Annotated in this window: 28 protein-coding genes and 1 pseudogene; 21 read left to right on the forward strand and 8 right to left on the reverse strand. The window is 70.7% G+C overall.

Translation table 11 applies throughout. From position 1 onward, the window contains the following. Nucleotides 1-61: 61 nt before the first annotated feature. Nucleotides 62-928: a helix-turn-helix transcriptional regulator gene (locus BMW88_RS37625; RefSeq protein WP_089960904.1), complete on the reverse strand. Its 867-nt coding sequence runs from the start codon at nt 926-928 to the stop codon at nt 62-64. A gap of 112 nt (nt 929-1040) precedes the next feature. Between BMW88_RS37625 and BMW88_RS37630 the strand changes: the two genes are divergently transcribed. Next, nucleotides 1041-1739 (forward strand): SDR family NAD(P)-dependent oxidoreductase, encoded by a 699-nt coding sequence (locus tag BMW88_RS37630; protein WP_089960908.1) that lies wholly within the window; start codon nt 1041-1043, stop codon nt 1737-1739. A gap of 22 nt (nt 1740-1761) precedes the next feature. Here BMW88_RS37630 and BMW88_RS37635 read toward each other — a convergent pair whose 3' ends face one another. Then, nucleotides 1762-2526, reverse strand: a complete 765-nt coding sequence (locus tag BMW88_RS37635; RefSeq protein ID WP_089960911.1) for an NAD(P)H-dependent oxidoreductase — start codon at nt 2524-2526, stop codon at nt 1762-1764. Between the two features lie 71 nt (nt 2527-2597). Here BMW88_RS37635 and BMW88_RS37640 point away from each other — a divergent pair, with 71 nt between their 5' ends. Next, a complete protein-coding gene (locus BMW88_RS37640) occupies nt 2598-3584 on the forward strand; it encodes a GlxA family transcriptional regulator (protein ID WP_425434726.1) in 987 nt (328 codons plus the stop codon). A 64-nt stretch (nt 3585-3648) separates the two neighbouring features. Here BMW88_RS37640 and BMW88_RS37645 read toward each other — a convergent pair whose 3' ends face one another. Beyond that, nucleotides 3649-4605: a GlxA family transcriptional regulator gene (locus BMW88_RS37645; protein WP_245778331.1), complete on the reverse strand. Its 957-nt coding sequence runs from the start codon at nt 4603-4605 to the stop codon at nt 3649-3651. Between the two features lie 74 nt (nt 4606-4679). On the opposite strand from BMW88_RS37645, the gene BMW88_RS37650 reads away from it, so the two are divergent. Together BMW88_RS37650 and BMW88_RS37655 are read left to right on the forward strand one after the other, a co-directional pair. After that, a complete protein-coding gene (locus BMW88_RS37650) occupies nt 4680-5279 on the forward strand; it encodes a DJ-1/PfpI family protein (RefSeq protein ID WP_089961138.1) in 600 nt (199 codons plus the stop codon). Then, the gene (locus BMW88_RS37655) at nt 5276-5587 is read left to right on the forward strand and encodes a hypothetical protein (RefSeq protein ID WP_089961141.1); all 312 of its coding nucleotides are present in this window, start codon (nt 5276-5278) and stop codon (nt 5585-5587) included. The genes BMW88_RS37650 and BMW88_RS37655 overlap by 4 nt, the downstream gene beginning before the upstream one ends. 92 nt (nt 5588-5679) lie before the next feature. On the opposite strand, the gene BMW88_RS37660 is transcribed toward BMW88_RS37655, so the two are convergent. Beyond that, nucleotides 5680-6897: an MFS transporter gene (locus BMW88_RS37660; RefSeq protein ID WP_089960914.1), complete on the reverse strand. Its 1218-nt coding sequence runs from the start codon at nt 6895-6897 to the stop codon at nt 5680-5682. Nucleotides 6898-6985: 88 nt separating this feature from the next. Between BMW88_RS37660 and BMW88_RS37665 the strand changes: the two genes are divergently transcribed. Beyond that, entirely contained in the window at nt 6986-7885 is a 900-nt protein-coding gene (locus BMW88_RS37665) for a LysR family transcriptional regulator (protein ID WP_089960917.1), read from the forward strand. A gap of 24 nt (nt 7886-7909) precedes the next feature. Here BMW88_RS37665 and BMW88_RS37670 read toward each other — a convergent pair whose 3' ends face one another. Further along, nucleotides 7910-8497, reverse strand: a complete 588-nt coding sequence (locus BMW88_RS37670) for a helix-turn-helix domain-containing protein (protein ID WP_089960921.1) — start codon at nt 8495-8497, stop codon at nt 7910-7912. Nucleotides 8498-8620: 123 nt separating this feature from the next. On the opposite strand from BMW88_RS37670, the gene BMW88_RS37675 reads away from it, so the two are divergent. Continuing rightward, nucleotides 8621-9364, forward strand: a complete 744-nt coding sequence (locus BMW88_RS37675) for an SDR family NAD(P)-dependent oxidoreductase (protein ID WP_089960924.1) — start codon at nt 8621-8623, stop codon at nt 9362-9364. Nucleotides 9365-9447: 83 nt separating this feature from the next. Here BMW88_RS37675 and BMW88_RS42520 read toward each other — a convergent pair whose 3' ends face one another. Then, nucleotides 9448-9735: a hypothetical protein gene (locus BMW88_RS42520; RefSeq protein ID WP_177221613.1), complete on the reverse strand. Its 288-nt coding sequence runs from the start codon at nt 9733-9735 to the stop codon at nt 9448-9450. A gap of 58 nt (nt 9736-9793) precedes the next feature. On the opposite strand from BMW88_RS42520, the gene BMW88_RS37685 reads away from it, so the two are divergent. The 5 genes from BMW88_RS37685 (at nt 9794) to BMW88_RS37705 (ending at nt 14818) form a co-directional block, all read left to right on the forward strand. After that, on the forward strand, nt 9794-10111 hold the full coding sequence (locus tag BMW88_RS37685) for a hypothetical protein (RefSeq protein WP_177221614.1): 318 nt from the start codon (nt 9794-9796) through the stop codon (nt 10109-10111). Nucleotides 10112-10597: 486 nt separating this feature from the next. Continuing rightward, on the forward strand, nt 10598-12013 hold the full coding sequence (locus BMW88_RS37690) for a serine hydrolase domain-containing protein (RefSeq protein ID WP_245778332.1): 1416 nt from the start codon (nt 10598-10600) through the stop codon (nt 12011-12013). 121 nt (nt 12014-12134) lie between these two features. After that, nucleotides 12135-12650: a tetratricopeptide repeat protein gene (locus tag BMW88_RS37695; RefSeq protein WP_089960935.1), complete on the forward strand. Its 516-nt coding sequence runs from the start codon at nt 12135-12137 to the stop codon at nt 12648-12650. Nucleotides 12651-12863: 213 nt separating this feature from the next. Further along, complete coding sequence (locus BMW88_RS37700) at nt 12864-14078, forward strand: MFS transporter (protein WP_089960938.1); 1215 nt, start codon at nt 12864-12866, stop codon at nt 14076-14078. Between the two features lie 122 nt (nt 14079-14200). Beyond that, complete coding sequence (locus BMW88_RS37705; protein ID WP_089960940.1) at nt 14201-14818, forward strand: hypothetical protein; 618 nt, start codon at nt 14201-14203, stop codon at nt 14816-14818. 106 nt (nt 14819-14924) lie between these two features. Here the strand turns inward: BMW88_RS37705 and BMW88_RS37710 are convergent, their stop codons facing one another. Further along, nucleotides 14925-15815 (reverse strand): helix-turn-helix transcriptional regulator, encoded by an 891-nt coding sequence (locus BMW88_RS37710; RefSeq protein WP_089961146.1) that lies wholly within the window; start codon nt 15813-15815, stop codon nt 14925-14927. A gap of 60 nt (nt 15816-15875) precedes the next feature. Beyond that, complete coding sequence (locus tag BMW88_RS37715) at nt 15876-16679, reverse strand: SDR family oxidoreductase (protein WP_089960944.1); 804 nt, start codon at nt 16677-16679, stop codon at nt 15876-15878. Between the two features lie 346 nt (nt 16680-17025). Between BMW88_RS37715 and BMW88_RS37720 the strand changes: the two genes are divergently transcribed. From BMW88_RS37720 to BMW88_RS37765, 10 genes and pseudogenes are all read left to right on the forward strand, one after another. Next, nucleotides 17026-18462 carry a tetraspanin family protein gene (locus BMW88_RS37720; RefSeq protein WP_089960948.1) on the forward strand — a complete coding sequence of 479 codons (1437 nt, stop codon included), beginning with the start codon at nt 17026-17028 and terminating at the stop codon, nt 18460-18462. Nucleotides 18463-18521: 59 nt separating this feature from the next. Further along, nucleotides 18522-18968, forward strand: a complete 447-nt coding sequence (locus tag BMW88_RS37725) for a hypothetical protein (protein WP_089960951.1) — start codon at nt 18522-18524, stop codon at nt 18966-18968. A 61-nt stretch (nt 18969-19029) separates the two neighbouring features. Then, the gene (locus tag BMW88_RS37730; RefSeq protein WP_089960955.1) at nt 19030-19221 is read left to right on the forward strand and encodes a hypothetical protein; all 192 of its coding nucleotides are present in this window, start codon (nt 19030-19032) and stop codon (nt 19219-19221) included. Continuing rightward, complete coding sequence (locus BMW88_RS37735) at nt 19218-19688, forward strand: hypothetical protein (protein WP_143116444.1); 471 nt, start codon at nt 19218-19220, stop codon at nt 19686-19688. The genes BMW88_RS37730 and BMW88_RS37735 overlap by 4 nt, the downstream gene beginning before the upstream one ends. Before the next feature lie 30 nt (nt 19689-19718). Further along, the gene (locus BMW88_RS37740) at nt 19719-19973 is read left to right on the forward strand and encodes a hypothetical protein (protein WP_089960960.1); all 255 of its coding nucleotides are present in this window, start codon (nt 19719-19721) and stop codon (nt 19971-19973) included. A 289-nt stretch (nt 19974-20262) separates the two neighbouring features. Continuing rightward, nucleotides 20263-20952, forward strand: coding sequence for a hypothetical protein (locus tag BMW88_RS41430; protein WP_143116445.1), 690 nt, complete (start codon nt 20263-20265; stop codon nt 20950-20952). Nucleotides 20953-21245: 293 nt separating this feature from the next. After that, on the forward strand, nt 21246-22364 hold the full coding sequence (locus BMW88_RS37750) for a hypothetical protein (RefSeq protein ID WP_089960967.1): 1119 nt from the start codon (nt 21246-21248) through the stop codon (nt 22362-22364). A gap of 249 nt (nt 22365-22613) precedes the next feature. After that, complete coding sequence (gene lgt, locus BMW88_RS37755) at nt 22614-23444, forward strand: prolipoprotein diacylglyceryl transferase (protein ID WP_342715335.1); 831 nt, start codon at nt 22614-22616, stop codon at nt 23442-23444. Between the two features lie 76 nt (nt 23445-23520). Then, nucleotides 23521-24279, forward strand: coding sequence for an SDR family NAD(P)-dependent oxidoreductase (locus BMW88_RS37760; RefSeq protein ID WP_089960974.1), 759 nt, complete (start codon nt 23521-23523; stop codon nt 24277-24279). Further along, nucleotides 24276-25034 (forward strand): annotated as a pseudogene (locus BMW88_RS37765) (SDR family NAD(P)-dependent oxidoreductase). The gene BMW88_RS37760 and the pseudogene BMW88_RS37765 overlap by 4 nt, the downstream one beginning before the upstream one ends. The last annotated feature ends 84 nt before the right edge of the window (nt 25035-25118 follow it).

Here is a 25118-nt window from a genome sequence, read left to right on the forward strand (position 1 = left end):
TGCACGCAGGGACACGAGAGGTGCGCCCCTGGGCAAGATCGCCCCGCCGGACGTGCCGGGCTCACCGGTCCGCGGCGACCGGCGGGCCCGCGATCCCGGCGAGCCGCAGCCGGGTCTCGTCCGCGCTGCCGGGCACGGCGGTCATGATCACGAGCTTGATCTCGGAGTCGCCGTCGGTCAGCACGTCGCAGTCCACCTCGACCGGCCCCACCGAGGGGTGCTCGATCGTCTTGTGGTCCTCGCGGTGAGCGGCCACCGCGCCGGTCGCCCACAGCTCGGCGAAGCGCGCGTTGCCCGCCCTCAGCTCGCCGATCAGCTCTGCCAGGCGCGCGTCGCGGGGGAAGCGGCCGGTGGCGCGGCGCAGGTCGGACACGATGACGGCATCGGTGGCGTCAGTGTCCCGTTCGGACACGGGCCACCGCGCGAGGCGCGGGGGACCGGCGTCGAGGGGGAACCTGTCGCGGGCGAAGTTGCGCAGCCGCGGAGGCGACGGCGAGGGATCGCCCAGCAGCGCGGCCCAGCTGCGGTTCCACCAGATCAGGTGCCAGTCCGCCGCGAACACGGCGACCGCGACGTCCCCGAGCCGGCTGAGCACGCGGTGCACGCCGGGCGGGATGTGGTCGGAGATCGTTCCGTCCGCCGGAGGGACGAGGCCCGCCAGCCGGTGCAGGTGGTCCCGCTCGGCGGAGGACAGCTGCAGGGCACGCGCCAGTGCGGCCACGACCTGCGCCGACGGCGTGGTGGCGCGTCCCTGCTCCAGGCGGACGACGTAGTCGACCGACACGCCGGCGAGGTCGGCCAGCTCCTCGCGGCGCAGCCCGGTCGCGCGGCGTGCCCTGCCGACCGGCAGTGCCGCGGCCGCCGGGGGCAGCCGGTCCCGCCAGGTGCGGATCATCGCGCCCAGCCCGGCCCCGGATGTCGTGGTCATGACCCCATCCTGAGGCATCTCCGGCCGCCAGGGTGTCCTCGACGGTGGTACTGCCGGTCCCACCGTCGAGGCGTCCCTGGCCGGGCCTCGGCGGAGGACGAACCATGGCCGCATGACGATCACCTTCATCACCGGGGCCGGCAAGGGCCTCGGCCGCGAGACCGCCCGCCGCCTCGCCGAGCTCGGCCACACCGTGCTGGTCGGGGCCCGCGACCCCGAGCAGGGCGAGGAGGCAGCCGCCGCGCTCGGCGCGCGGTTCGTCCGCATCGACGTGACCGACGACGCGTCCGTCGCCGCCGCGGCCGCCGACGTCGCCGAGCACGAGGGCTCGATCGACGTCCTGGTCAACAACGCCGGCGTCGCCGGCCCCGGCGGTGAGGCCGGCACCCTCACCGGTGCCGACGCCCTCGGCGTCTTCGACGTCAACGTCGCCGGGGTGGTCAGGACGACCACCGCGTTCCTGCCGCTGCTGCGCCGATCACCGGACCCGGTCATCGTCAACGTCAGCAGCGGGATGGGCTCGCTCGCCCACACCCACGACCCGTCCAGGGCGGAGTCGTCGGCCATCGCGCCGCTCTACGCCGCCTCGAAGGCGGCGCTCACGATGCTGACCACCCAGTACGCCAAAGCGCTGCCGGACATCCGCGTCAACGCCGCCGATCCCGGCTACACGGCGACCGACCTCAACGGGCACAGCGGTCCCCAGACCGTCACCGAGGGCACGGACGCGGTCGTCGGCCTCGCGACCGAGGGGCCCGGCTCCGGCTCCGGGCGCTTCGTCGACCGGAACGGCGAGATCGCCTGGTCCTGACCTCGGTGCGGCTCGCCGGGCGTCAGGCCAGGTGCACGCCCAGCCCGGTCGCGCCCGGCGCCACCTCCGGCCGCAGCACGAGGTCGTCGCCGTAGTCCCCGCCGTTCTGCCTCCGGTACGGGATCGGCTCGGTGACCGGGATCGCGAGCAGGCGCTCACGCAGCACCACGGCCGCCTGCTCGCCCTCCCGCGGCGTGAACCGGTCGGCTCCGGAGATCACCACCGGCGGGAGCACCTCGGCGCCCGCGTAGAACAACGTGCCGTGCTGCAACGGGAACAGCAGCTCGTCGACGGCTCCGTGGATGCCGCGCCCGCCGTAGAGCCACGCCGGTCCGCCCGTGGTCACCACGGCCAGTGCGCGCTTTCCGGCGAGGAACCCGTCTCCGTAGCCGACCCACTCGCCGTCAGGGCCGCGCAGACCATAGGCGTAGCCCTGCAGCCACACCCTGTCGAACCAGCCCTTGAGGATGGCGGGCATCCCGAACCACCACATCGGGAACTGGACGACGATCGTGTCCGCCCGGTCGATCTTCTCCTGCTCGGCGCGGATGTCCGTGCCCAGCGCGCCGCTCTCGAAAGCCCGCTTCGCGGCCGCAGCGACCCGGAACCGCTCCGCCGGGTCGTGGGCGTAGCCGTGCGCGTCGACGACGGGGTTCCAGCCCATCGCGTAGAGGTCGGACACCTCGACCTCGTGGCCGTCGCCGCGTAGCGCCCGTTGTCCCTCCGCGGCGAGGAAGCCGTTCAACGAGCGGGGTTCCGGGTGGGCCAGGATCCACAAAACGTTCATGACGCCGATCCTGGAGCGGCGTGACCGCCGCGACGACTGGCCTGATGGACAACATGTGCGAGGATCGAGCCATGACCGCTTTTGCGGGCGACGGCCGGCACCGCGTGGCCGTTCTCGCCCGCGACGGGGTGCTCCCGTTCGAGCTCAGCATCGTCCACCGGATCTTCGGCCAGGCCCGCACGGCCGCCGGCGCCGCGCTGTACGAGGTGGTGACCTGCGCACCGGTGCCCGGCGAGATCCGCACCGACGCCGACTTCACCCTCGCCGTCACCCATGGACCCGAGGCACTGGCCGAGGCGCAGACCGTCGTCGTTCCGGGATCGGCGGCCGACCACCAGCCCTGGGACGGGCCGCTCGACCCGCCGCTGGCCGCCGCGCTGGCGCGGATCCGCCCCGGCACGCGGATCGCGTCGATCTGCACCGGCGCGTTCGTGCTGGCCGCCGCGGGACTGCTCGCCGGACGCCGGGTGAGCACGCACTGGCGCTCGTCCGCACGAGCCAGGGAACGCTTCCCCGACGTCACGTTCGACCTCGACGTCCTCTACACCGATGATGACGGCGTCCTCACCTCGGCCGGTGCGGCGGCGGGCATCGACCTGTGCCTGCACGTGGTCCGCACCGACCACGGCGCCGCGGTCGCGAACGAGGTCGCCCGCGGCACCGTCGTCCCGCCACACCGAGAGGGCGGGCAGGCCCAGTACCTGCACCGGCCGATGCCCGAACCCCGGACCTCCTCGACCGGCAGGGCCCGCGAATGGGCGCTGGCGAACCTGCACCGGCCCGTCACCCTGCGGGAGCTGGCTGCCAGGGAAGCCACGAGCACGCGGACGTTCACCCGGCGCTTCCGCGACGAGATCGGCACCTCGCCGGGCCGGTGGCTCGTCCGGCAGCGCGTGGAGCGCGCCTGCGCCCTCCTGGAGCGCACCGACCTGCTCATCGACGAGATCGCCGTCGCCGCCGGGTTCGGCACCGCCGGGTCGATGCGCCTGCACCTGCGGGCCGAACTGGGCGTCTCGCCCAGCGCCTACCGCGCCACGTTCCGCGGCCGGGACCGATAGGCGGGCTTCGAATCCCTGGCTTGAGCGGGGTTTCCGGCGGCGCGCCCGGCCACGCGCTGGTCCGTCATCCCGCGGTCGTGCGCCGAGCCGGTCCGCGGAACGAGCGGCGATAGGCGCTGGGTGCCACCCCGACCGTCCGGGTGAACTGGGCGCGGAAGTTGCTGTCCGTGGGGAAGCCGGTGGCCCGCGCGATCTGCCCGACGCCCTGGTCGGTGCCTTCCAGGAGTTCCTGGGCGTGCCGGAGGCGGACGCCGGTCAGCCACGCGATCGGGCTCTGGCGCAGCTCGTCGGCGAAGCGGCGGTTGAGGGTGCGCACGCTGACCCGTGCCTCGGCCGCGATCTCCGCCAGCGTGAGCGGCCGGTGGGCGTGGCGCTCGATCCAGTCGAGCAGCGGGGCCAGGGAGGGGGAGGACCCCGCCGGCCGCTCCTGCCGGATGAACTGCGCCTGGCCGCCGTCGCGGTGGACCGACGCCACGGCCAGCCGGGCGGCCGCCGCGGCGACCGCGACACCGTGGTCGCGCTCGACCAGGTGCAGGCACAGGTCCAGCCCGGCGGCCGCGCCGGCCGAGGTGACGACCTGGCCGTTGTCGATGTAGAGCACGGACGGGTCCACGCGGATCGACGGGTACCGGCGGGCGAGCGCGTCGGCCGCGCGCCAGTGCGTCGTGGCGGCGAGCCCGTCCAGCATTCCCGCCTCGGCCAGCACGAAGGCTCCCACGCAGATGGAGGCGATCCGGGTGCCCCGGCCGGCGGCCGTCCGCAGAGCGGTGAGCACGGCGGGCGGCACCGGGGCGTCCGCGGTGTTCCGGCCGGGAACGACCACGGTGCCGGCGCAGGCGAGAGCGTCGAGCCCCGCGTCGGTCGTCACCCGGATGGGACCGGCCTGGACCGTGGGCGACGATCCGCACACGACCACCTCGTAGGCGGGGCTTCCGTCGGGCAGCAGCGCGCGACCGAACACTTCGACCGGCGTGGCGAGGTCGAACGCGATCGTGTCGGGCAGGGCGAGCACGGCGACCACGTGTGGCCGGATACAGGCGGAAGGTGGCACGCAGGCCAGTGTTGCGCAACGGGCGCGCGGATGACGATGTGACCATGGCACCGATCGCACAATTCGTGCTCTTCGAGGGGTTCGACCCCCTGGACGTCATAGCGCCCTTCGAAGTGCTGGCGGCCAGCGAGCGCATCGAGCCCGAGCTGGTCGCCCTCGGCGGGCCGGGCCCGGTCGTGTCCGGCACGCCGGGGCTCTCGCTGACCGCCACCGCCGCGCTCGACCCGTCCCGCCCCGGCTACCTCCTCGTTCCCGGCGCCTCCGGCCCGGTCGACGACATCCCGCAGGTCCTGTCCGGCTTCGCGCAGAGCGACGCGATGCCGTTGCTCCGCAAGGCCCTGGACAACCCGGAGATCACCGTGGCGGCGGTCTGCGGCGGCTCGCTCGCACTGGCCATGGCGGGCTTGCTCGAGGACAGGAACGCGGTCACGCACGTCCTCGGCATGCCGTTGCTGGAGGCGACCGGCACCAGGGCGGTCGAGGCCCGCGTGGTCGACGACGGCGACTTCCTGTCCTGCGGTGGCGTCACCTCAGGTCTCGACCTCGCGCTGCACCTGCTCGACCGGGACTTCGGGCCGGACGTGGCGCTGGGCGTGGAGAAGCTCTTCGAGTACGAGCGGCGGGGGACGGTGTGGCGCGCGTGAGCGAGATCGTGGGCGACTGGGACGTCGCCATCGCCACCCCGATAGGCACGTTGCACGCCCGGTACGTCTTCAGCGGCGACGGGCAGGCGCTCACCGGCACGGCCACGGGCGCCGGCGACGAGGTGGAGCTGCTCGACCTCACCGCCGCCGGTGCGCGGGTCACCTGGCGGCAGCGGGTGCGCAAGCCGATCCGGCTCAACCTCGACTTCGACGTCACCGTCGACGGCGACACCTTCGAGGGGTGTTCGCGCGCCGGCCGGCTGCCCCGCTCGAAGGTCACCGCGACGCGGGTGCCCCGGGACGCCTGAGCGATCCGGGCGGTACCAGGACGACCTCGCCCCGGTGTGCTGACTCCGCACACCGGGCCGCCGTGGGCCTGTTGTCGTGCCCGGACTGCGGCTCACGCCACCGGCACCCTGGACCGCGACCGCAGGACCGCGGCCAACCCGACCGCGACCAGGCCCGCTGCCACGACGAACGTCCACCGCGTGCCCCGCGCCACCTGCTCGGCCGCGGCCGCCGTGACGTCGCCGGTGCCGGCGGCCCGGGTGAAGATCGCGCCCATCAGCGAGGCGCCGCTCATCAGGCCGAGGTTGCGCGACAAGGTCAGCATGCCCGACACGAGACCGCGGTCGCGGGCCGGGACGTCCTTCATCACGCCGGTGTTGTTGGCCGCCTGGAAGACCGCGTACGACGCGGTGATCACGACCAGCGGCAGCACGTACCCCGCGACGCCCGCCGCGGGCGGCAGGAATGCCAGCACCAGCGCCCCGCCGGCGATCCCGGTCAGCCCCGCGACGACCATCGCGCGGGTGCCGAAGCGGTCCGTGGCCCGGCCGGCCGGGACCCCGGTCAACGCCGACACGGCCGGTCCCGCCGACATCACCGCGCCCACCAGCACCGGCGTCAGGCCCAACACCCCGGACAGGTGGAACGGACCGACGACCAGGGTGGTCATCATGACCGCCGAGACCAGCGCGCTCGTGCTCAGGCCTGTCGCCAAACCCTTGTCCCGCAACACTTCCCGCAGTGCCGCGCCTGTGCGCCCGGAGGCCGGGCGCGGCGGCGGCGCGGGCAGCACCCGGTGCGCCAGCACCACCGCGACCACCCCGAGCGGCACCACGGCCAGGAAGATCGCCCGCCACCCCGACACCGCGATCAGCAGCCCGCCCAACGCCGGACCGGTCGCCGTGCCGATCGCCGACATCGTCCCCAACAGCCCCATCGCGCTGCCGGTGCGGTCCTTCGGCACCGTCTCGCCGACGAACGCCACGGTCAGCGCCATCATGCAGGCCGCGCCCACCCCCTGCAGCGCCCGGCCGGCCACCAGCAGCGGCAGGCTCGGCGCCAGGCCGCACAGCAGCGTCGCGGCGGTGAACACGGCGGCGCCACCCACCAGCAGCCGGCGCCGCCCGAACAGGTCACCCAACCGGCCCATCACCACCACCAGCGCGGTGGTGGTCAGCAGGTAGGCGATCACCACCCACTGCACGGCCGGGAAGGACGCGCCGAACGCGGAGGACAGGGTCGGCAGGGCGACGGTGGCGATGCTGATGCCCAGCGACGGCAACAACATGGACAGCGAGAGGGCGGTGAGCGCGGCAGCGGGTGATCTCATGCCCGGAACGTAAGTCCGCCACACCCCTGGCGGAAGGCGCACAGATCGCAACGCACCTGTGCACCGGACGCCAGGTATCGTCGCCCCGGTGGCCCGCCCCGACCTGAACCTGCTCGTCACCCTCGACGTCCTGCTCGAAGAGGGCAGCGTGACCCGCGCCGGCCGTCGCCTGGCGCTGAGCCCGTCGGCGATGAGCCGAGCCCTGGCCCGGCTGCGCCGCGCCACCGGCGACCCCCTGCTCGTCAAGGCGGGCCGCGGCCTGGTCCCGACTCCGCGTGCCCTGGAACTGCGCGACCGCGTCCGCGTCCTGGTCCGGGAGGCCGAGGACGTCCTGAGCCCGGCCCACCGCCTCGACCTCACCACCCTGTCGCGCACCTTCACCCTCCGCGGCAGCGACGGCTTCGTGGAGGCGTTCGGTCCCCGCCTGGTCGCCAGGGTCGGCGCGGCGGCCCCCGGCGTGCGGCTGCGGTTCCTGCGCAAGACCAGCAAGGACACCGCGCCGCTGCGCGACACCGTCGACCTGGACACGGCGGTGGTCGAAGACCCGCTGCCACCGGACGTCCTGGCGACACCCCTGTTCTCCGACACCTTCGTCGGCGTCGTGCGCCCCGAACACCCGCTGGCCGGCGGCCCTGTCACCACCGACCGCTACGCCGCCGCGCGGCACGTCAACGTCTCCCGCCGCGGCCTCACCGAAGGCCTGGTCGACGAGGCGTTGCACCCGGCTGGAGCGCGCCGCGACGTGGTGACCGTGGTCGACGGGTTCGCCGCGGCCGTGGCGCTGGCCTCGGGGTCGGACCTGGTCGCGACCGTCCCGGACCGCCACACCGCCGCGCTGCGCGAGGGCCTGCACACCTTCACCCTCCCGTTCCCGCCGCCGCAGGTGACGGTCTCCCTGCTCTGGCACACCCGCCTGCACGCCGACCCGGCCCACCAGTGGCTGCGCGCCGCGGTCCAGGACGTGTGCCACGAGACCGGCGACCGCTGAGACCCGCCGCTCGGATCCGGAGTCTCAGGTCTCACCGCGCGAACGAGCACGGGTGTGCGCACGTTCGCCTTGCAGCCCGAGCAGCGCGAGCACCTCCACCGGCGCCCCGTCGGCGGCACCGAACCAGTGCGGGACCTGGGTGTCGAACTCGGCCGCTTCTCCCGGGCTGAGGACGAGTTCCTCGTCGGCGAGGAGCAGGCGCAGCCGTCCGTTGAGGACGTACAGCCACTCGTAGCCCACGTGGCTGTTCTGTTCGCCCGCTGCGCCGTCCGGGTTGCCGGGAAGGACCATCTTGTAGGCCTGGAGGCCGCCGGGACGGCGGGTGAGCGGTATCAGCGTCTTGCCGTCGCGGACGACCGGGCGCAGGTGGATCCGGGGGTTGCCGGTCAGGGGAGCGCCGACGAGCTCGTCGAGGGTGACCCGGTGGGCGGCGGCCAGCACGAGGGTCTGCGCGAGGCTGGGAAGCCGGTGCCCCGACTCGATCCTGGACAGCGTGCTGACCGCGATGCCGGTCGTCGAGGCCAGGTCGACGAGCCTGGTACCGCTTCTGCGCCGCAGCGCGCGAAGGCGCGCCGCCACCGACTCCAGCGCCGGTCGGGGATCGAAACCCATGGCCGGAGTTTGACAGATCGGCAAACCGGCTGGGGTTCCACGACGGCCACAGCGCACGCTCGGGTCCGACGGCCCGGGACGATCACCCGGCCGCTCGCAATTTTCATCGAGCAGGAGCTGAACATGACTTCGCGATTGGACGGGCGCACCGCCCTCGTGACGGGTTCGACGAGCGGCATCGGGCGTGCCACCGCATCCGCCCTCGCCCGCCGCGGCGCGCACGTCATCGTCTCGGGACGGGACCACAGCCGCGGGCTGGACGCCGTCGAGGCGGTGCGGGCCGCCGGAAGCACCGCTGCGTTCATCGCCGCCGACTTGACTTCGCGTGCCGGCGCGCGGTCGCTGGCCGAGCGGGCGCGCGACGTCACCGGGCGGGTGGACATCCTCGTCAACAACGCGGGCATCTTCACGTTCGGACCGACGACCAGCCGCGCCGAGTCCGACATCGACGACCTCTACGGCGTCAACCTCAAGGCGCCCTTCTTCCTGGTCCAGGAACTCGTCCCGCAGATGGTCGAGCGCGGCGGGGGAGCGGTGGTCAACGTCCTCACCGGGGCAGCGCACCGCGGTTCGACCGCGGCGGGCCTGTACGGCTCCAGCAAGGCGGCCCTCCTGCTGCTCACCAAGGCGTGGGCGGCGGAGTTCGGCCCCTCCGGCGTCCGCGTGAACGCCGTCAGCCCCGGGATGATCCGGACGGAGGGAACCGACGACGGCGCCGGGCTCGACAGCATCGCCGCCACCATCCCGTCGCGCCGGATCGGTGATCCCCACGAGGTGGCGGCAGCCGTGGCGTTCCTGGCGTCCGAGGAGGCGAGCTACATCCACGGAGCGGTCCTGCCGGTGGACGGCGGGGCGACCGCCGCGTGAGGTCCGGCGCCGCCGGGCCCCGGCCCCGCAGGAAGGGGCACTTCTTCCTGCGGGGCCAGGCCCGATGGTCGCCTGCCTCCGGGCTAACCGTCGACGACCACGTCCTCTTGGCAGATGACCTGCGCGAAGCCGCGTCGCAGCTGGCCGAGGCACATCAGGGCCGTCTCGTGCTGGGCCTGGGGGTCGGCTACCCGCACCAGGCGGCGGCCACCGGCCGCGAGTTCGGCCGTCCGCTCGCGACGGTGCTGGACGAGAACAAGTTGCTCGTCGTCGGGCTGCGTGTCCGCGAAGAAGCCCCCGCCCGCCCTCGCGAACCGGCCGGTCCCGAGCTGACCGACATCAACGTGCCCCGCCGCGTCGGCACTGATCACGGCCCCTATCATTGCCCGACAACCCTTTCAGCGGCGGCGTCACGTCACGGCGCTCCAGATGACCGATGCACCCGAGGCGGACGGCTTCCGCCAGGACCACCTGCGTTGTCTGCTCAACCGATGGGATCCGATCGGAGTCGCCGACCTCGTCGACGACGAGTACGACTGTCTGCTCACTCCGCTCCGGGACAAGCTCATCCACGGTGCCACTCGGGCGTCGCTGTCGGAGTACCTGTGGTGTGAGATTCGGGATCACTTCGGTCTCGATCCCGAACTGTGCGGCATCGACGCGTTCGCTGAGCACTTGCTCGCGTTGGCGGCCAGGTCTCCGGACTGCGATCACCGAGTCGAAGCCCCAGGTCAGGAGATCGAGTAGCCGACGAGTTCCGTTTGCGTAGCGCGGGACGGCAACCTGTTCGACAGGTGCCCGCGCTGGGGGTGCGGGCACCACGGGTTCGACGTACAGGGTGACCGGGCAGGCCGGTGGTGAGGATCGTGGTCGTGTCGATGAATCAGAGCCGAGCCGAGGTCCGGTCCCTCGACCTGGGTGATCCGCTCGCTGCACAGTCCCGGGCCGCCCAAGCGCCGAGTAGCCGATCAATGTTGATCGAGTAGCGCGTGTTGGCAACCTCATCGGCGGATGCCCGCGCTAGGGGTGCGGGCATCCGCCGACGTCACTTCGCGTGCGGCACGCACTCCGAGCCGATTCGCCGAGCCAGCGCCACTTCTGGTGGGCCAAGCCGAGTTGCACTTCGATGGCGGGGTACGCGGAGCAACCAAATTGGTAGGTTCGATTGAAAGCGTGCATGGCATAACGCTGGTTGTGCGGTGTGGGGCGACCGGCCGATGGAGAGGCGCTGGGGTGGAGCGGAGCGGGGAAGGGCTGAGCCGAGCACAGGCGGCTGGTGAGTGGCTGACCGAGGCGCTGCCGGACCTGGTGGCCGAGTGCGGGGTCGTCGGTGCGCAGGCGGCGGTGCTGGTGGACGGGGAGATCGTCGACGCGGCCGCTGGAGTGCTCAACCTGACAACCTGTGCGCGGGCGACTCCCGACGCCATGTTCCAGATCGGCTCCATCACCAAGGTCTGGACCGCGACGCTGGTCGTGCAGCTGGTGAACGAGGGACTGGTCGACCTCGACCGGCCGGTGTGCGAGTACCTGGACGGGTTCCGGCTCGCTGATCAGGTCGCGGGGAAGACGGTCACGCCCAGGCAGCTCCTGTCCCACACGGGTGGGTTCGACGGAGACCTGTGGACCGACACCGGGCGGAACGAGGACGTGCTGCAGAAGTACGTCGAGACGCTTTCCTCCGCCGCGCAGTTCTCCGCACCCGGTGAACGTTTCTCGTACTGCAACAGCGGTTATGTCGTGCTCGGCAGGCTCGTGGAGGTTCTGCGGGGCAAGCCGTACAACACCGTGCTGCGAGAACGGCTGGTTGATCCGCTGGGGTTGGCCGACGTTGCGACGTGCATAGAGGAAGCGATCCTGGGCCGGCCCGCGGTGGGGCACGAGCGTGCGCGGCCGGATGCTCCTCTCGAGCGGGTGAAGAAGTGGTCGCTCGTCCCTTCGACGGCGCCCGCCGGCGCGATGCTCGCGATGAGCGCGCGGGATCTGCTCGGCTTCGTCCGGCACCACCTGTCGACGGACCAGTACGACGCGATGCGAGAACCCCATGCCGAGGTGGCCGAACCCGGGCTGATCGACGGGCATTGGGGCCTCGGCTGGTCGATCCCGGACTACGGTGGGCCGGTCGTGCTGGGGCACAGCGGTCACACGATGGGACAACGGGCGTTCCTGCGGGTCGTGCCTGCCGCGGGTGTCGCCGTGGCGTTGCTCACCAACGGTGGGGACGTGTACCCGATGTTCAGCCGCGTGTTCGACCACTTGTTGCACGAGCTGGCAGGTCTGCGGCAGCCGAGTCTTCCCGTGCCACCGGCGAGTCCGCGACCGGTCGACGCCCGCAGGGCTGCCGGCACCTATCGTTGTTCTTTGGGCGATTGGGTGGTGCGCGTGGATGCCGATGGCCGTACGTGGCTCCGCGTTCTGCTGAAGAGCCGGTCATCAGAGCAGGACGACGAAGCCGAGCTGGTCGCGTTGAACGACGATGCGCTGATCACCTTGGTCCCGCAGGAAGGCAGGCATGAGATCTACGGGTTGGGTGACGCCGATGCTGCCGGCCGTGCGAAGTTCCTGCGCTATTCAGGACGCGTCTTCGTCCGCGACGACCTGATCGGAGCGGCGGAGCCGATCAGCGCGTCGAGTGCTGCCGGCGCCCCGTGACGGAGTCGTGCATCCGCGGCAGGAAGCCGGCGCGTCGACGCCGCTGGCGCTCGTCATGACTCGGTAGTGCGGAGTGGTTCGTGTGCGTGCCCCTTCCGGACGGCACGGTCCGCCCAATGTGATGTTCCGGGCAGAACGAATGGCGGAAGCACGGGATCTGTACGCCAGGGCAGATCGGCTGCTGTCCGAGTCGGAGGACACCCGCCTCCGCTCCGCAGTCGTGAACAACCTCGGCGTGGTCTGCCGGGAGATCGGCGAATTCGACTCGGCGCTCGACCACCTGCGCCGTGCGCTCGCGATGCCAGGGCACTCGCTGCGGGATGGCCTGATCACCGAGATAGCTGTCGGTGTCACGCTGAACTCCCGCGGCGAACACCAGGCGGCGCTGGACACGTTCGAACGCGTGCTCGGCCTGCCGTCTGCGGACAGGTTCGGTTACGGGCGAAGCTGCGGCGTTGACGGGCATGTCGGGCGTCCATCGGCTGCTGGGGAACATCACCGCAGCGGTGGACCACGGTCGCCGGGGCTGAAAGCGGCGCTGAAGTCCGGATTCCCTGAACCGGAGTGCGAGGCGTTGACGCCGAAGCGGCCAGGGAGTTCTGGGAACGGGCTGTCGACACCTACCCGGCCGGCCTGATCTGCGTCGGCTACGCCCGCGCCCACTTGGACGTGCCTGAAAGCAGCCGAGCGTCGTGCTACCGCTGCAAAACCGTCTGACTCGCGGACGAGCACCTGATGAGCGTTATCTGAGCAGTGCGAGACGGCAATCTGTTTGGTTGCCTATGTCGAATCAGCTGTCTTGACAGGACATCGCTTTCGATGACTATCCTTTCAGGATAGCTCTGGGGGTGTGGTGCTTGCGGCTCTGCGGATTCGTGACTTCAGGCTGCTCTGGTTCGCTCGGCTGATCAGCCTGCTCGGGTCGTGGCTGCTTGTGGTCGCCATCCCGGCGTACGTCCTGCAGCTGACCGGTTCGCTCGCGGCCACAGGCTTGACACTGGCCGCCGAGTTTCTGCCGCCTGTCCTGCTGGGGCCAGTCGCGGGCGTGCTCGCCGACCGCTGGGACCGGCGCAAGCTGATGATCGCGACGGACGTGCTGCGAGCGCTCGCTGTCGCCCTGCTGCTGCTCGTGCGGGATCCCGGCGACGTGTGGCTGGTCTACTTGGCCCTGGTGGCGGAGAGTGTGGGCACGGTGCTCTTCCGCCCGGCCGCGCAGGCGCACACTCCGGTGGTCGTCGGTACCGGCCCGGCCCTCACGAGTGCGAACTCGCTCAACGCGATCACCGACGGCACGGTGCGCCTGGTCGGTGCTCCTCTGGGCGGTGCGTTGTTCGGGGTCGCTGGGTTAGGAGCGTTGGTGTGGATCGATCTCGCGACCTATTTGATGTCCGCACTCGCGATCGTGATGACTGCCCGGTTGGGTGCCGCTGATGCGCGCGAGGAGGGAAGCTCCGGCCGGTTCTTCGCCCAGCTTCGTGAAGGCGTCATCTTCCTCCGCACCGAACGATCGGCCGCGTGGCTGCTCGCGGTGGTGACGGTGTTCCTGGCCGCGAACGCGTCGTTGTCCGCACTGCTGGTGCCGTTCGGCGTGCGGGTGTTGGGCGGCAGCATGCAGACCGGTCTGCTGATGTCCGGACTCGGTGCCGGCTTCCTGGTCGGGGCGCCCCTGATCCGGCGGCTGGTCGATCGGATGCCGCCTGCCTACCTGCTCGGTGGCGCACTGATGGCGACGGGAACGGCGTTCGTGCTGCTCTTCCTCTCCCGATCGCTCGTTGCCGCCCTGCCCGCCGCGGTGCTGATCGGCGTCGTCGGCTCGGCGGCACTGGTCACCGCACAGACGGCGTTGCAGCGCATCACACCGAACGCGGTGCTGGGCAGGGTGAGCGCAGTGCAGTTCACCGGTGAGGCACTTGCAACGTTTCTCGGTGCGATTGCCGGTCCAGCGATCGCGGAGGCGGTGTCGCTGGATTTCGCCGCCTACCTGGCCTGTGGCGTTACGGTCCTCAGCGGGCTGATGGCCCTGGTTCTGCTGCCGAGGACCCGTGTCGTGACAGCGCCGCCATGACCGGTGGCACTTTCGAGCCCCGAACATCGACTGAGCCACCAAGTTCGACGACCGACCGTGGTGCCTGCGTTGGTGCGGCTGCGTTGAGCCCGCACCCGGAAGCGATCGAGAGGCAGAATCCCTTGTCCCAGAACAACCTGGACGCGCTCGCTGTGACGCCGAAGACCGGTGACGAGCCGTTCACGCAGCAGGGCCGGGCCATCGGTGCGAACCTCCGCGGCTTCTGGAGCTGGGCCTGCTCCGACCTCGTCGGCAACGCGATGCGCGGCGTGCTCGCCGAGTACATCGTCGGGCTGGCGCTGGGATGCGTCGGCAGCGGCACGCGTCTGGAATGGGATGCCACCGACCTGCGGACCGGTGAAGGCCTGCGAGTGGAGGTGAAGTCGTCGGCCTACCTGCAGAGCTGGAAGCAGGAGCGGCTGTCGGCGATCTCCTTCGACATCAGACCGGCTCTCGGCTGGGACGCCACGACGAACACCAACGCCACTGAACGCGCACGACAAGCCGACGTCTACGTCTTCTGCGTCCTCACGTCCACCGACAAGGCAGCGGTGGACCCGCTCGACGTCGACCAGTGGGACTTCTACGTCATGTCCACGAACCGGCTCAACGCCGCAGTCGGGGAACAGAAGACGATCGCTCTCGGAAGCCTGCTACGGCATACCCCCGCCAAGTGCTCGTTCGCCGAACTTGCAGCATGCATCGAGGCGGAGGTGAACCGCGAGCAGGCGCACGGATAGCCAGAGCCAGGATTCTCCGTCCAAGTAGCCGCACGCCGGAGGTTCGCGGAACAACATCGAGTCACTCGTTCAGCGCTGGCCCGGACGGACCGAGAAGGCCGGAACATCAGCCGGGTGTTCGAATCCCGTCCGCTGGCCTCTCCTGGCTGGCCGCCCACGACGCCAGCAGGGCGAGGCCGTCCGCGGTCACCGTGCCGGCGGCCGCGGTGTAGACGGTCAGGAGCAAGCCCGGATCGGCGGGCAGCTCCATCGCCTCGACGTCCAGGTCGAGCCGGCCCACCACCGGGTGGTGCAGGCGCTTGCGTCCGGACCGGTGGAGCCGGACGTCCTGAGACGCCCACCGCTGCCGGAACAGCTCACTGCTCGTCGCCAGCTCACCGACCAGGGCTATCAGCTCCTCGTCGTGCGGGTTGCGGCCGGCCTCCATGCGCAGCTTGGCCGCCACGTCGCAGACGATCCGGTCGTAGTCGACGAAGAACGTTCTTGCCGCCTGAGTGTCCAGGTACACGAACCGGGCGATGTTCGCCGGTCGTCGCGGGTCGGCCAGCACCGGTGAGAACAGCGCGCGGGCAAGGTGGTTCGTGGCCAGCACGTCATAACGGCCGTTGCAGATCCAAGCCGGCGCATCGGTGATGGCCTCGAGCACCTGCTGAAGTGCCGGACGCACCGTCACGGCAGGTCGCCGGCGGCGTCGGCCGCCGGGCGCCCTGGACTGCCGCGCGAGGTGGAACAGGTGATCGCGCTCGGCCTCGTCGAGTTTCAAGGCGGAAGCCACCGCGTCGATCACGCCGTCGGAGGCGCCGGCGAGGCTGCCGCGCTCCATGCGCACGTAGTAGTCGACCGACACCCCCGCCAGCAGGGCCACCTCTTCGCGACGCAGGCCCTTGACCCGGCGGTTACCGCCGTAAGCGGGCAGTCCGGCCTGCTCGGGTGTGATCCGCGCGCGGCGCGAGCTCAGGAACTCCTTGATCTCGGTGCGCAGATCGATCGTGGCCATCTCGTCACCGTAGGCCTTGTCCACGGGCGAAGGGAGGTCCTGCTGGTACCCCCCGGACGGTCACGTACCCGATGCGGTCGTCGCGATGCCGCCGTCCACCGGGACGACGGCGCCCGTGAGGTAGGCCCCGGCCCGGCTGGCGAGGAACACGGCGATACCCGCCATGTCGTCGTCGCGGCCGAGCCGGCGCAGAGGGGCCTTCGCCGCGATCCTGTCGCCGATGGCTTCGAGCGTGGACGCCATCATCTGCGACGGGGACGGTCCCGGTGCCACCGCGTTCACCGTGACGTGCTGTGGGCCCAGCTCTCGGGCGAGCACCCTGGTGAGCTGGTGGAGTCCCGCCTTGCTGGCCGCGTACGAGTAGTTGGGCGAGTCGGCGACGTGGATGGCGGCGATGCTGCCGATGTTGATGACCCGCGCGGGATCATCGGCGGTGCCCGCCCTGCGAAGTGCGGGGAGCAGCGCCTGCACCAGCCAGAACGGCGACTTGAGGTTGAGGTCGGTCACGGTGTCCCAGGCCTCGTCGGGGAACGTCTCCAGCGGCTCGCGCCACATCGCTCCCGCGTTGTTGACGAGGACGTCCAGGCGATCCGAGCCGGCCGCGACAAGATCAGCGAGGCGCCGGCACTCGTCGTGCCTGGACAGGTCGGCGGGAATCGCTCGAACGTCGCCGAATTCGGACAGCACCCGCTGTGCCTCCGCGCACGCGTCGGCGTCGCGTGAGCTGATGACGACACGGGCGCCCGCCTGGAGAAGGCCGCGCGCTATCATCATCCCAATTCCTCTGGTGCCGCCGGTGACAAGTGCGTGCTTCCCGCTCAGGTCGAAAAGATCTGCATGAGTGGTGAACTGGTTTTCCGTCATCGTTGTGCGCGCCTTTCGTGAACCCGTTGCTTCTGCCTTGTGGCGGGAGCCGGCTCATGAAGATTCGCAGGCGTCCCGAACTTCCGGGAGACCCTGGTGATCCAGGTACTGCGAAAGCCCCCTTCGGTCCTGCGGCAGCTTCACGTCGGATGACCTGATGACAGGTTGCTGCTCGTTCGGCCATTCCGGTGGACGGGTAATTCAGCTCGCGGTGCTCCATATGAGTGGTCCGGCCGCAACGCAAAGACACATTTCTCCCGGTCTGTCGAGACTGTCGGGGCGAGACGACATTTGGGTCTCGTAACCACGCTCAGGGGGAATAGTGGTGAAAAGAAGATCAGTTCTGATGTCTGTTGCGCTTTCGGCGGTAGCGACCGTTCTGTTCGCCTCGGCCGCTTCGGCCGAGCCTGTGGACAACGCGGGGCAGAAGGACCAACTCACGTACAAGGTCGTTCCCTACGTCATCACCGATCCGCATCTGGTGAAGAACCCGCAGCTCATCCTGGACGAACTGGCCAAGCGCGGAGATCTGTCCGGGCTGGGCATCTCGCCGGCCGACGGCGGCCCGTCGAAGATCCACGGGCGGGCGGCTGTCGCGGAGCCGCGCAGCTACGTCGTGGACTCGTCGCGTTTCCCGCGGGGCAGTCTCCCGTCCGATCGCTACGACTACGCCGAGTTCAGCGAGTGCACCGCGAGCGGCAGCGAGGCGTACAACGACGAGGGGTGGATCAAGAACCGCTACTCGTACTGCCAGAACCACGTCATCGTGATGCCGGCGTACGTGTGCGGTCTGTTCCCGCCGAGCTGCCGTCAGGTCGGCACGTACATGTCGGTGAACACCATGATCGGCTACGGCAAGCAGGAGGGCTGGGACTTCCAGGGCCTTCCCGAGTGGCGGTTCGCGGACTTCTACCTCGACGTCAACGTCCTGCAGGCGACCGGCCCGTTCGCCGACCCCCGCGCCACGATGGAGGCGGAGATCGAGTGCGACGGTGACTACCCGGGGCAGCCGCCGTCGGGGGTGGACCCCGACAACGCCTGCGTCCCCGGTGGGCGGGACGTCACGGAGCGGCCTATCTCCGAGTGGCGGGTGAACAGGGGAGCGGACTTCGACATCGGCTCCGAGGGAGTCGCCCCGGCGGCGGACAAGGGTGAGCAGATCGCGGTGGGGGAGTTCTACTTCGACTACGACTTCGACCTGCCCGGCGCGTGGGTGCAGCTCTTCGACCCGGAAAGCCCCGCGGGCGGGATGCGCTTCGACTCCGCCTGGTACAACCAGCAGTCCACCAAGGGCAGTGTCTTCGACCGGGCGACGCCGGGGTTCTCCTTCACCAAGTCCGATCCGGACGTGGCCGGTGCCGCGGTGCACATCGAGGAGGCGCGCGCCAACCCCGCCGCCACCGTGCCCACCAAGCCCGACAAGGTCCTCCACGGTGCCACGCCGAGCGACCCGCTGCACCGGTTGCCGCGCGCGAAGAGCGAGGGACACCGCGTGCGGGCCGATCACAACCGGGACGTCTCGACCAACTTCTGCGACACCGTGGCGATGCCGCCGAAACCGCCGACCGGCGGCCCGTACGACTGCGACGAGTACGCCCTCGCTTCCACCTACGAGGGAGCCGCGCAGTTCTACCACGACGAACAACCGCAGAACGAGCTCAACTACTCGGTCCGCTGGGTGAACTCGGAGCAGAACCAGGAAGCGGGCAGGCGCATCGGCAGGTGGTACGAGAATGACCGCATTCTCGACCGCGAGGCGTTCTTCATCCCCATTCGACCGTAGATCCACCGGGGGCGCGGTGTGCCGCACCGCGCCCCCGTGGCCCACAAGAGGTGGCGACCATGTCCCCCGGCAAGCTGAGCGACCACCAGGCGGAAGTAGCTGTCAACCGGCGCCTGCTCGGTCTGTTCGACGACGCGTCGCTGGCGGAGCCCAACCCCGTACTGCCTCTGCGCGTCGGGGACTGGGTCAGCACCAGCCGCGGCAAAGTGCTCATGGAGGCCGACGTGGACGTCATCACCGCCACGCTGCACGTCGAGGTCTGGGACGCGCCCCTCCCCGACGACGACACCTGGCCCCGGACCAAGACCGTGCCCATGGTGCTCGAGTCGGGGAACCTGTCCGTGGACGAGATCGAGCACGGCACTCGTTCCCTCGGCATCCGGGTACCGGCTCCGGGGCTGTGGCAGGCCCGGCTGTCGTGGCGCACCGAAGACTCACGCCACGCCACGGTGCGCGTGCAGTTCTGGCCGGTCTCGGGGCGAGCGGGCACTCCGAACTCGTCCTGAGCCGAACGGGTCGCCCACTCGGGATCTCCACCCGCCTCATCGGCGGGCCGATACCGCTGAGGTGACCGAGTTCCTTCAGCAGCGGCGTGGCGAGGCCGACGTCCTCCTCCCACGCACCGGCGACACCCTGGACGGGGCCACCGCCGGCCAGGTTCGTGAGCTTGCCCGGCACGAGTTCGTGCGCCCCCTCGACCGCGCAGGCCGGCCCTCCGAACTGCCCGGCACGCCGCCCGTGCAGGAGTGGCTCGCGTGATGGTCTTCGACGAGCGGCCCGCTGGTGCGGCTCCGCGTTGCGTGCAACGGACCCTGGTCTTCGTCGGCCTGCCCGTGGTGCCCGCGTCGATCGTGGTGTCCGCCGCGGCCACGCACCTGGTCCAGCCGGAACTCGGCGGCGGGCCGATCACCGCAGCGTTGATGTACGCGCTGCTGGTGGCGGTGCACCTCCTCATGGCGCAGCTGGTCTACCTGTACGCCGCCACTGCCCGGCAGCGGCGACGGCGGCGCGTTCGCCGCCTCCTGTACTTGATCGCGGCGTTCGTCTTCTTGTTCGACGGCTGCTCGGTGCTGGCCGCCGGCCAGGGCATCGTCGCGTTCGCGGCGGCGGGGATCGGGGGCGCGCTGGGACCGTTCTTCCTGGCCGCACTCCTGTGCGAGGAGACCGGCATCTGGCTCCGGCGCAGAGACGCCCTCGACGCCGCGCCCGCCGCGACGTCGCCTTGATGTCCGCGTCGGCGGGTTTCGCGTTGCGCCATGAGCACTGAGCCGTCACCGTGGGGGTGGTCGGTTTCCGAGGCGGTGGTGATGACGGGGGTCATGCGGGTGCCGGCGGCGTCGGGCGGACGCTGCTGGATGTGCGGCATGCCGGCCGTCTCGGGAGAGAAGCTCCCCGGTCGCCGGCACAGGGTCCGGCTGCTGTGCAAGCGTCACGACGTCCTGGTCTTCGGCGGTGCTCGCGACACACCCGGCTCTTCTTCCGGTGACGACGCACCGTCCAGCCGCAAGTAGCTCAAATGCACGTGGAGTTCGGCGTACGGCCGAGTAGTCACGCAGATCATCAAGCGCTGACCAAATGAGGTGGAATTCCTTCCGGAAACGAATGAATTCCACCTCATTTCTCTTGTGTATCATTCCGGCGATCCGATCGGCGGCGAGGGAGCCGTCGGTTGTGGCGCCGTAGTTCCATTGTCTCTGAATATGCGTTGACACGGCGAGTTCACGGCCTGCAGGTGACTTTGGAGGCCTTTTGTTGTCGCGCAGGTTTCATGCAGCGCGCACGCCGATGGCGGTGTGCGTCGTGACGTTCGTGCTCGCCCTGTTTCCGCTGACCAACGTGCAGACGTTCTACTTCTGGGACGACAGCGCGGCCGTGTTCGTACCGGGTTGGCACCACATCGGCACCGAACTGCTGGCCGGACGCTTCCCGGTGCTGTCACCGGACATGTGGCCGGGCGGCAACATCGCCGCCGAGGCGCAGCTCAGCCTGTGGAATCCCATCATGCTGGCCAACTACGTGGTCGTCGCGCTGATGCCCGACCTCGCGGTGGCCGCGACGATGGTCAAGCTCGAGTTCATGGTGCTGATGGGCACTGGGCGTCTATTTGTTGTGCCGCGAGTACGGCGCACGCCGGGTGCCGTCGGCGGCGGTCGCCGTGCTGCTGCCGTTCGCGGGCTTCACGCTGTACTTCGACGCCTCCGGGTGGGCGATCAGCATGATCTCCTTCGCCTGGGTTCCGCATTTGTGGTGGGCCGCCCGCAAATGCGCCGACAGCAGGCTGACCCCGGTGGTGCCGGCGTTCTTCGGAATCATGGGGATGACCTGCGGCAGCCCGTACGGCGCCCTGGGCGTCGTCGCGGTGATCGCCGCCTTGCTCGTCGAACGGGTGGCGCAGCGCGGCTGGTCGTCGTGCCTGCGGCTGCTGCTGGTCGCTTCGGCCGTCGCGATGACCGCCGTGGTCGTCTTCATCCCGCTCGTGCTCGCCGGTGAGGTGTCGTTCCGCGGTGACCGGTCGATCTCCAACAGCGGTTTCATGGTCGCCGCGCTCGGCGACCTGCTCAACCTCAGTTCGCCGACTTACACGCCGGAAGAGGCGTCCGTCAACAACCTCCGCCTCGCGGCCCGTACGCGTTCCTCGGCTGGTTCGTCCTGCCGCTGCTGCCGTGGCTGCGGTGGTCGGCCGTGCGCGAGAACCTGCGGGCGAGGTCAGCGCTCTTCGTGTTCGGCGCCGCCTACGCACTCTTCGCCACCGGAAGAGCCAGATCTGGCTCTTCCGGTGGCCGATGCGTGTCGTGGACTACGTGTACCTGCCGGTGTGCGTGGTCGTAGCGCTCGCGCTCTCGGCGGGCCTGAACACCGACAGGGTGCGTCACCGGGCGGCCGTCACCGCGGTTCTGATCGGCGTGCAGGCCGTGCTCGCGTTCTCGGCCACGCCCGAGCACGTCCTGCACCACGTCACGGCGGCCGTGTTGCTCCTGTGCCTGTCCGCGGCCGCGGTGTACGTGGCGATGCGCCGGGAACGACTGCTGCCCGCCCTGCTGGTGCTCGGCACGGCCGTCGTGCTCTTCGCCCAACTGAGCTGGTATCCCGTCAACGGGGCGTTCACCGCCTACCGGTTGCCGCACGACGTCCGCGAGCTGCGGGAGCGGTTCGCCCGCTACGAGGGCAACACGTTCACCGTGTCGGCCGCGTGGCCGGGAGATCCAGACGCCCATCCCGACGAGCTCTGGCGCGACGTCCTGGTCGGCAACGTGTACGAGGTCGCCGGGGTCAGGAGCCTCAACTCCTACACCGGCATCGGGTACGCGCAGTTCAACGACGGCCTGTGCATGACCCCGAGCGGCGCCACCTGTCCCGACGCGTTCCGGCGCCTGTTCGCGGTCGACCCAGGGACCGGTGTGCCGGTCGCGGACCTGCTGCGCGTTGAGAACGTCCTGGTGCGCAACGGTTTCGTACCGGACGGCATCGACGAACCTCCTGCGGGCTGGCGGGTGCTGTCCCGCGGTGAGCACGCGACAGCGTTCCGCCGCGACGCGTCGCCGCCGTGGCCGGACGGCCGGGTGTCGTGGACGTCGCCAGGCCTGGAAGTGGTCGCGGACCGCCGGGAGCCGAAGCGCCCGGAAGAGGAGATCCGCTACCGGGGCGAGGGCACGGTGATGCTCGCCGCCCTCGCATGGCCCGGCACGACCGCCGCGGTGGACGGACGGGAGGTGCCCGTGCGACGCGGCCCGATGGGCGTGATCACCATCGACCTGCCGCGAGCCGACCAGGCCGCGACGCTGCGGATCGGCTTTCGCGGCCTGGCTTCTCCTACGGGGTCCCGTTGCTCGCCGGCGGTGTGCTGCTCGCCTTGGTGCACGGCTTGGCGTACCGGGCCAGGAACAGCAGGCGAAACGCCGTAGCCGCTGCATCCGGCGGCGGCGCGCCGACGGCCGGCGACCACGACGTCGAGGCGATCTCCCGCGACCACCTGGACGCGGTGAACACCTGCCCGAGCGACACCGGCGCTGATGACCGCTCACGTGACCGCCCAACTTTCCAGGCCAGGGCGAAACATCGCAACCGCCGGAACCCGTGGCTATCCTGACGCGATGATCCTGGGGGAAGGGGCATCCGCGGTTCTCGCTGTCATCCCGAGTCCGACTCAGGGCGTGTGGTACCTCGGACCGATCCCGCTGCGCGCCTACGCGATCTGCATCATCGCCGGCATCCTCGTCGCCGTGTGGCTCACCGAACGCCGGTGGGTCCAGCGCGGCGGCAGGCCCGGTGCCGTCATGGACATCGCGACCTGGGCGATCCCGTTCGGGATCGTCGGCGGGCGGCTCTACCACGTCGTCACGTCCTGGCAGCCGTACTTCGGTCCCGACGGCGACCCGGTCAGGGCCCTGCACGTCTGGGAAGGCGGCATGGGCGTCTGGGGCGCCATCGCCCTCGGCGCGCTCGGTGCCTGGATCGGTGCCAGGCGGGCCGGGGTGCGACTGCCGCCGATGGCCGATGCGGCGGCACCGGGCATCGCGCTGGGGCAAGGGATCGGCCGCCTCGGCAACTGGTTCAACAACGAGGTGCACGGCGGTCCGACAGATCTGCCGTGGGCACTGCGGATCCACGAGTGGGACCAGTCGGCGGGGCGTGCCGTCCTGGGCCCGGACGGTCAGCCCGTCGTGCTCGGCACGTTCCACCCGGCGTTCCTCTACGAGCTGCTGTGGAACCTCGGCGTGGCAGCGGTGGTGATCTGGGCGGACCGCCGGTTCCGGCTCGGTCACGGCCGCGCGTTCGGGCTCTACGTGGCCCTCTACACGGCGGGCCGGCTGTGGATCGAGGTGCTCCGGGTCGATCCGGCGAACGAGGTTCTCGGGCTGCGGCTGAACATCTGGACGTCCGTGCTCCTCGGGCTGGGAGCGGTGGTGTTCATCGTGCTGTCGGCGCGCCGGCGTCCCGGCCGCGACGGGGCGACGGTCCGCGAGCGCGTGGATTCGTTGTGACACGGCATAGTCCGCGTTGGTGACCGATGTTCCCGATCCACCACGAAGGGGCCGGTGCCCTGGTTAGCATTCGGTCATGCCCACCGCTGTGATCACCGGTGCTACCTCGGGCATCGGGCTGGAGTTCGCACATCAGCTCGCGGCAAGGGGAAACGCGGTCGTGCTCGTCGCGCGGACCGGGAGCCGGCTGCGGAAGCTGGCCACGGAGATCGAAGCGGCGCACGGCGTCAAGACCGAGGTGCTCGTCGCGGACCTGGCGGACCGGACCGACGTCGACCGGGTCGCCGATGCGGCCCGGACAGCCGACACGGTGGTGAACAGCGCCGGATTCGGGCTGCGGCAACGCTTCCTGGACAACGACCTCGCCGTCGAGGAGGAGATGTTCGAGGTCATGTGCCGAGCGGTCCTCGCCGTCTGCCACGCCGCGGGCAGGGGCATGCGGGACAGGGGAGGGGGCCGGATCATCAACGTGTCCAGTGTGGCCGGGTGGCTCGCCTCCGGCACCTACTCGGCCGCCAAGTCCTGGGTCACCGTGTTCAGCGAGAGCCTCTCCGGCGAGTTCGCCGCATCGGGCGTCTCCGTCACCGCGCTGTGCCCCGGTCCCGTCCGCACCGAGTTCCACGAACGCGCCGGGATCCCGGCCGGGGAGATCCCCGCACGGGCCTGGCTCGGCGCCGCGCGGGTCGTGCGGACGTGCTTGCGCGACACGGACAGGGGCAAGGTCCTCTCGGTACCGGGGCCGCTGTACAAGGGGATCGTGCTCGCCGCGCGCTGGATGCCCAGGCGGCTGCTGCGGCGCGGCGGAACCGCCGTCGCGAAGGCACGCCGGGCATGACCACCGCGCTGATCACCGGTGCCACGTCGGGCATCGGGCTGGAGTTCGCGCACCAGCTCGGCGCGCGCGGCCACCACCTCGTCGTCGTCTCGCCGGAGGCCGACCGCCTCGACCAGGTCTGCGCCGAGCTTGCCTCGTCGTACGGCGTCGAGACCGAGGCCTTGCTCGCCGACCTGTCGGTGCGCGAGGACGTGGCACGTGTCGCCGAACGTGCGCGCACCGTGGACGTCGTGGTCAACAACGCCGGGTTCGGGCTGCGGAAGTGGTTCCTGGACAACGAGCGCGCCGACGAGGAGGCCCTGCTCGACGTGCTGTGCCGGGCGGTGCTGGTCGTGAGCCACGCCGCCGGGCGGGCCATGCGGTAGCGGGGCGAGGGCACGATCGTCAACGTGGCCAGCGTCGCGGGCTGGGTCGCGGGAGGGACGTACTCGGCGGCCAAGTCGTGGGTCATCGCGTTCAGCGAGAGCCTGGCCACCGAGCTCGCCGGCACCGGTGTCACCGTGACGGTGCTCTGCCCCGGGCTGGTGCGCACGGAGTTCCACCGGCGGTCCCGGATCAGCATCGACAAGCCCGACGCGCTGTGGCTCGACGCGCGCAAGGTGGTGCGCGACTGCCTGCGGGACGTCGGCAAGGGCAAGGTGATCTCCGTGCCGGGCCTGATCTACAAAGGACTGGCGTGGCTCGCCAGAGTCAGCCCGCGCGGGTTCGTGCGCAGCGGCGGGAAGCTCACCGCGCATCGCCCGCCCCTGCGGTGACACTGGAGGATCGATGAGTTCTGGGGGACACGACGGCAAGGCCGCCCGTGCCGTCGCGGCGCTGAGCGGCGCGTGCGCCCAGTA

The sequence above is a fragment of the Lentzea xinjiangensis genome (assembly GCF_900110955.1).
Taxonomy (GTDB): Bacteria; Actinomycetota; Actinomycetes; order Mycobacteriales; family Pseudonocardiaceae; genus Lentzea; species Lentzea xinjiangensis.

Bases quoted from the DNA above. Each gene is read 5' to 3' on its own strand.
- BMW88_RS37625 (WP_089960904.1), bottom strand. From the start codon at position 928: ATGACCACGACATCCGGGGCCGGGCTGGGCGCGATGATCCGCACCTGG.
- BMW88_RS37630 (WP_089960908.1), top strand. From the start codon at position 1,041: ATGACGATCACCTTCATCACCGGGGCCGGCAAGGGCCTCGGCCGCGAG.
- BMW88_RS37635 (WP_089960911.1), bottom strand. From the start codon at position 2,526: ATGAACGTTTTGTGGATCCTGGCCCACCCGGAACCCCGCTCGTTGAAC.
- BMW88_RS37640 (WP_425434726.1), top strand. From the start codon at position 2,598: ATGACCGCTTTTGCGGGCGACGGCCGGCACCGCGTGGCCGTTCTCGCC.
- BMW88_RS37650 (WP_089961138.1), top strand. From the start codon at position 4,680: ATGGCACCGATCGCACAATTCGTGCTCTTCGAGGGGTTCGACCCCCTG.
- BMW88_RS37660 (WP_089960914.1), bottom strand. From the start codon at position 6,897: ATGAGATCACCCGCTGCCGCGCTCACCGCCCTCTCGCTGTCCATGTTG.
- BMW88_RS37670 (WP_089960921.1), bottom strand. From the start codon at position 8,497: ATGGGTTTCGATCCCCGACCGGCGCTGGAGTCGGTGGCGGCGCGCCTT.
- BMW88_RS37675 (WP_089960924.1), top strand. From the start codon at position 8,621: ATGACTTCGCGATTGGACGGGCGCACCGCCCTCGTGACGGGTTCGACG.
- BMW88_RS37685 (WP_177221614.1), top strand. From the start codon at position 9,794: ATGACCGATGCACCCGAGGCGGACGGCTTCCGCCAGGACCACCTGCGT.
- BMW88_RS37695 (WP_089960935.1), top strand. From the start codon at position 12,135: ATGTTCCGGGCAGAACGAATGGCGGAAGCACGGGATCTGTACGCCAGG.
- BMW88_RS37710 (WP_089961146.1), bottom strand. From the start codon at position 15,815: ATGGCCACGATCGATCTGCGCACCGAGATCAAGGAGTTCCTGAGCTCG.
- BMW88_RS37715 (WP_089960944.1), bottom strand. From the start codon at position 16,679: ATGACGGAAAACCAGTTCACCACTCATGCAGATCTTTTCGACCTGAGC.
- BMW88_RS37720 (WP_089960948.1), top strand. From the start codon at position 17,026: ATGTCTGTTGCGCTTTCGGCGGTAGCGACCGTTCTGTTCGCCTCGGCC.
- BMW88_RS37725 (WP_089960951.1), top strand. From the start codon at position 18,522: ATGTCCCCCGGCAAGCTGAGCGACCACCAGGCGGAAGTAGCTGTCAAC.
- BMW88_RS37740 (WP_089960960.1), top strand. From the start codon at position 19,719: ATGAGCACTGAGCCGTCACCGTGGGGGTGGTCGGTTTCCGAGGCGGTG.
- BMW88_RS37750 (WP_089960967.1), top strand. From the start codon at position 21,246: ATGCGTGTCGTGGACTACGTGTACCTGCCGGTGTGCGTGGTCGTAGCG.
- BMW88_RS37760 (WP_089960974.1), top strand. From the start codon at position 23,521: ATGCCCACCGCTGTGATCACCGGTGCTACCTCGGGCATCGGGCTGGAG.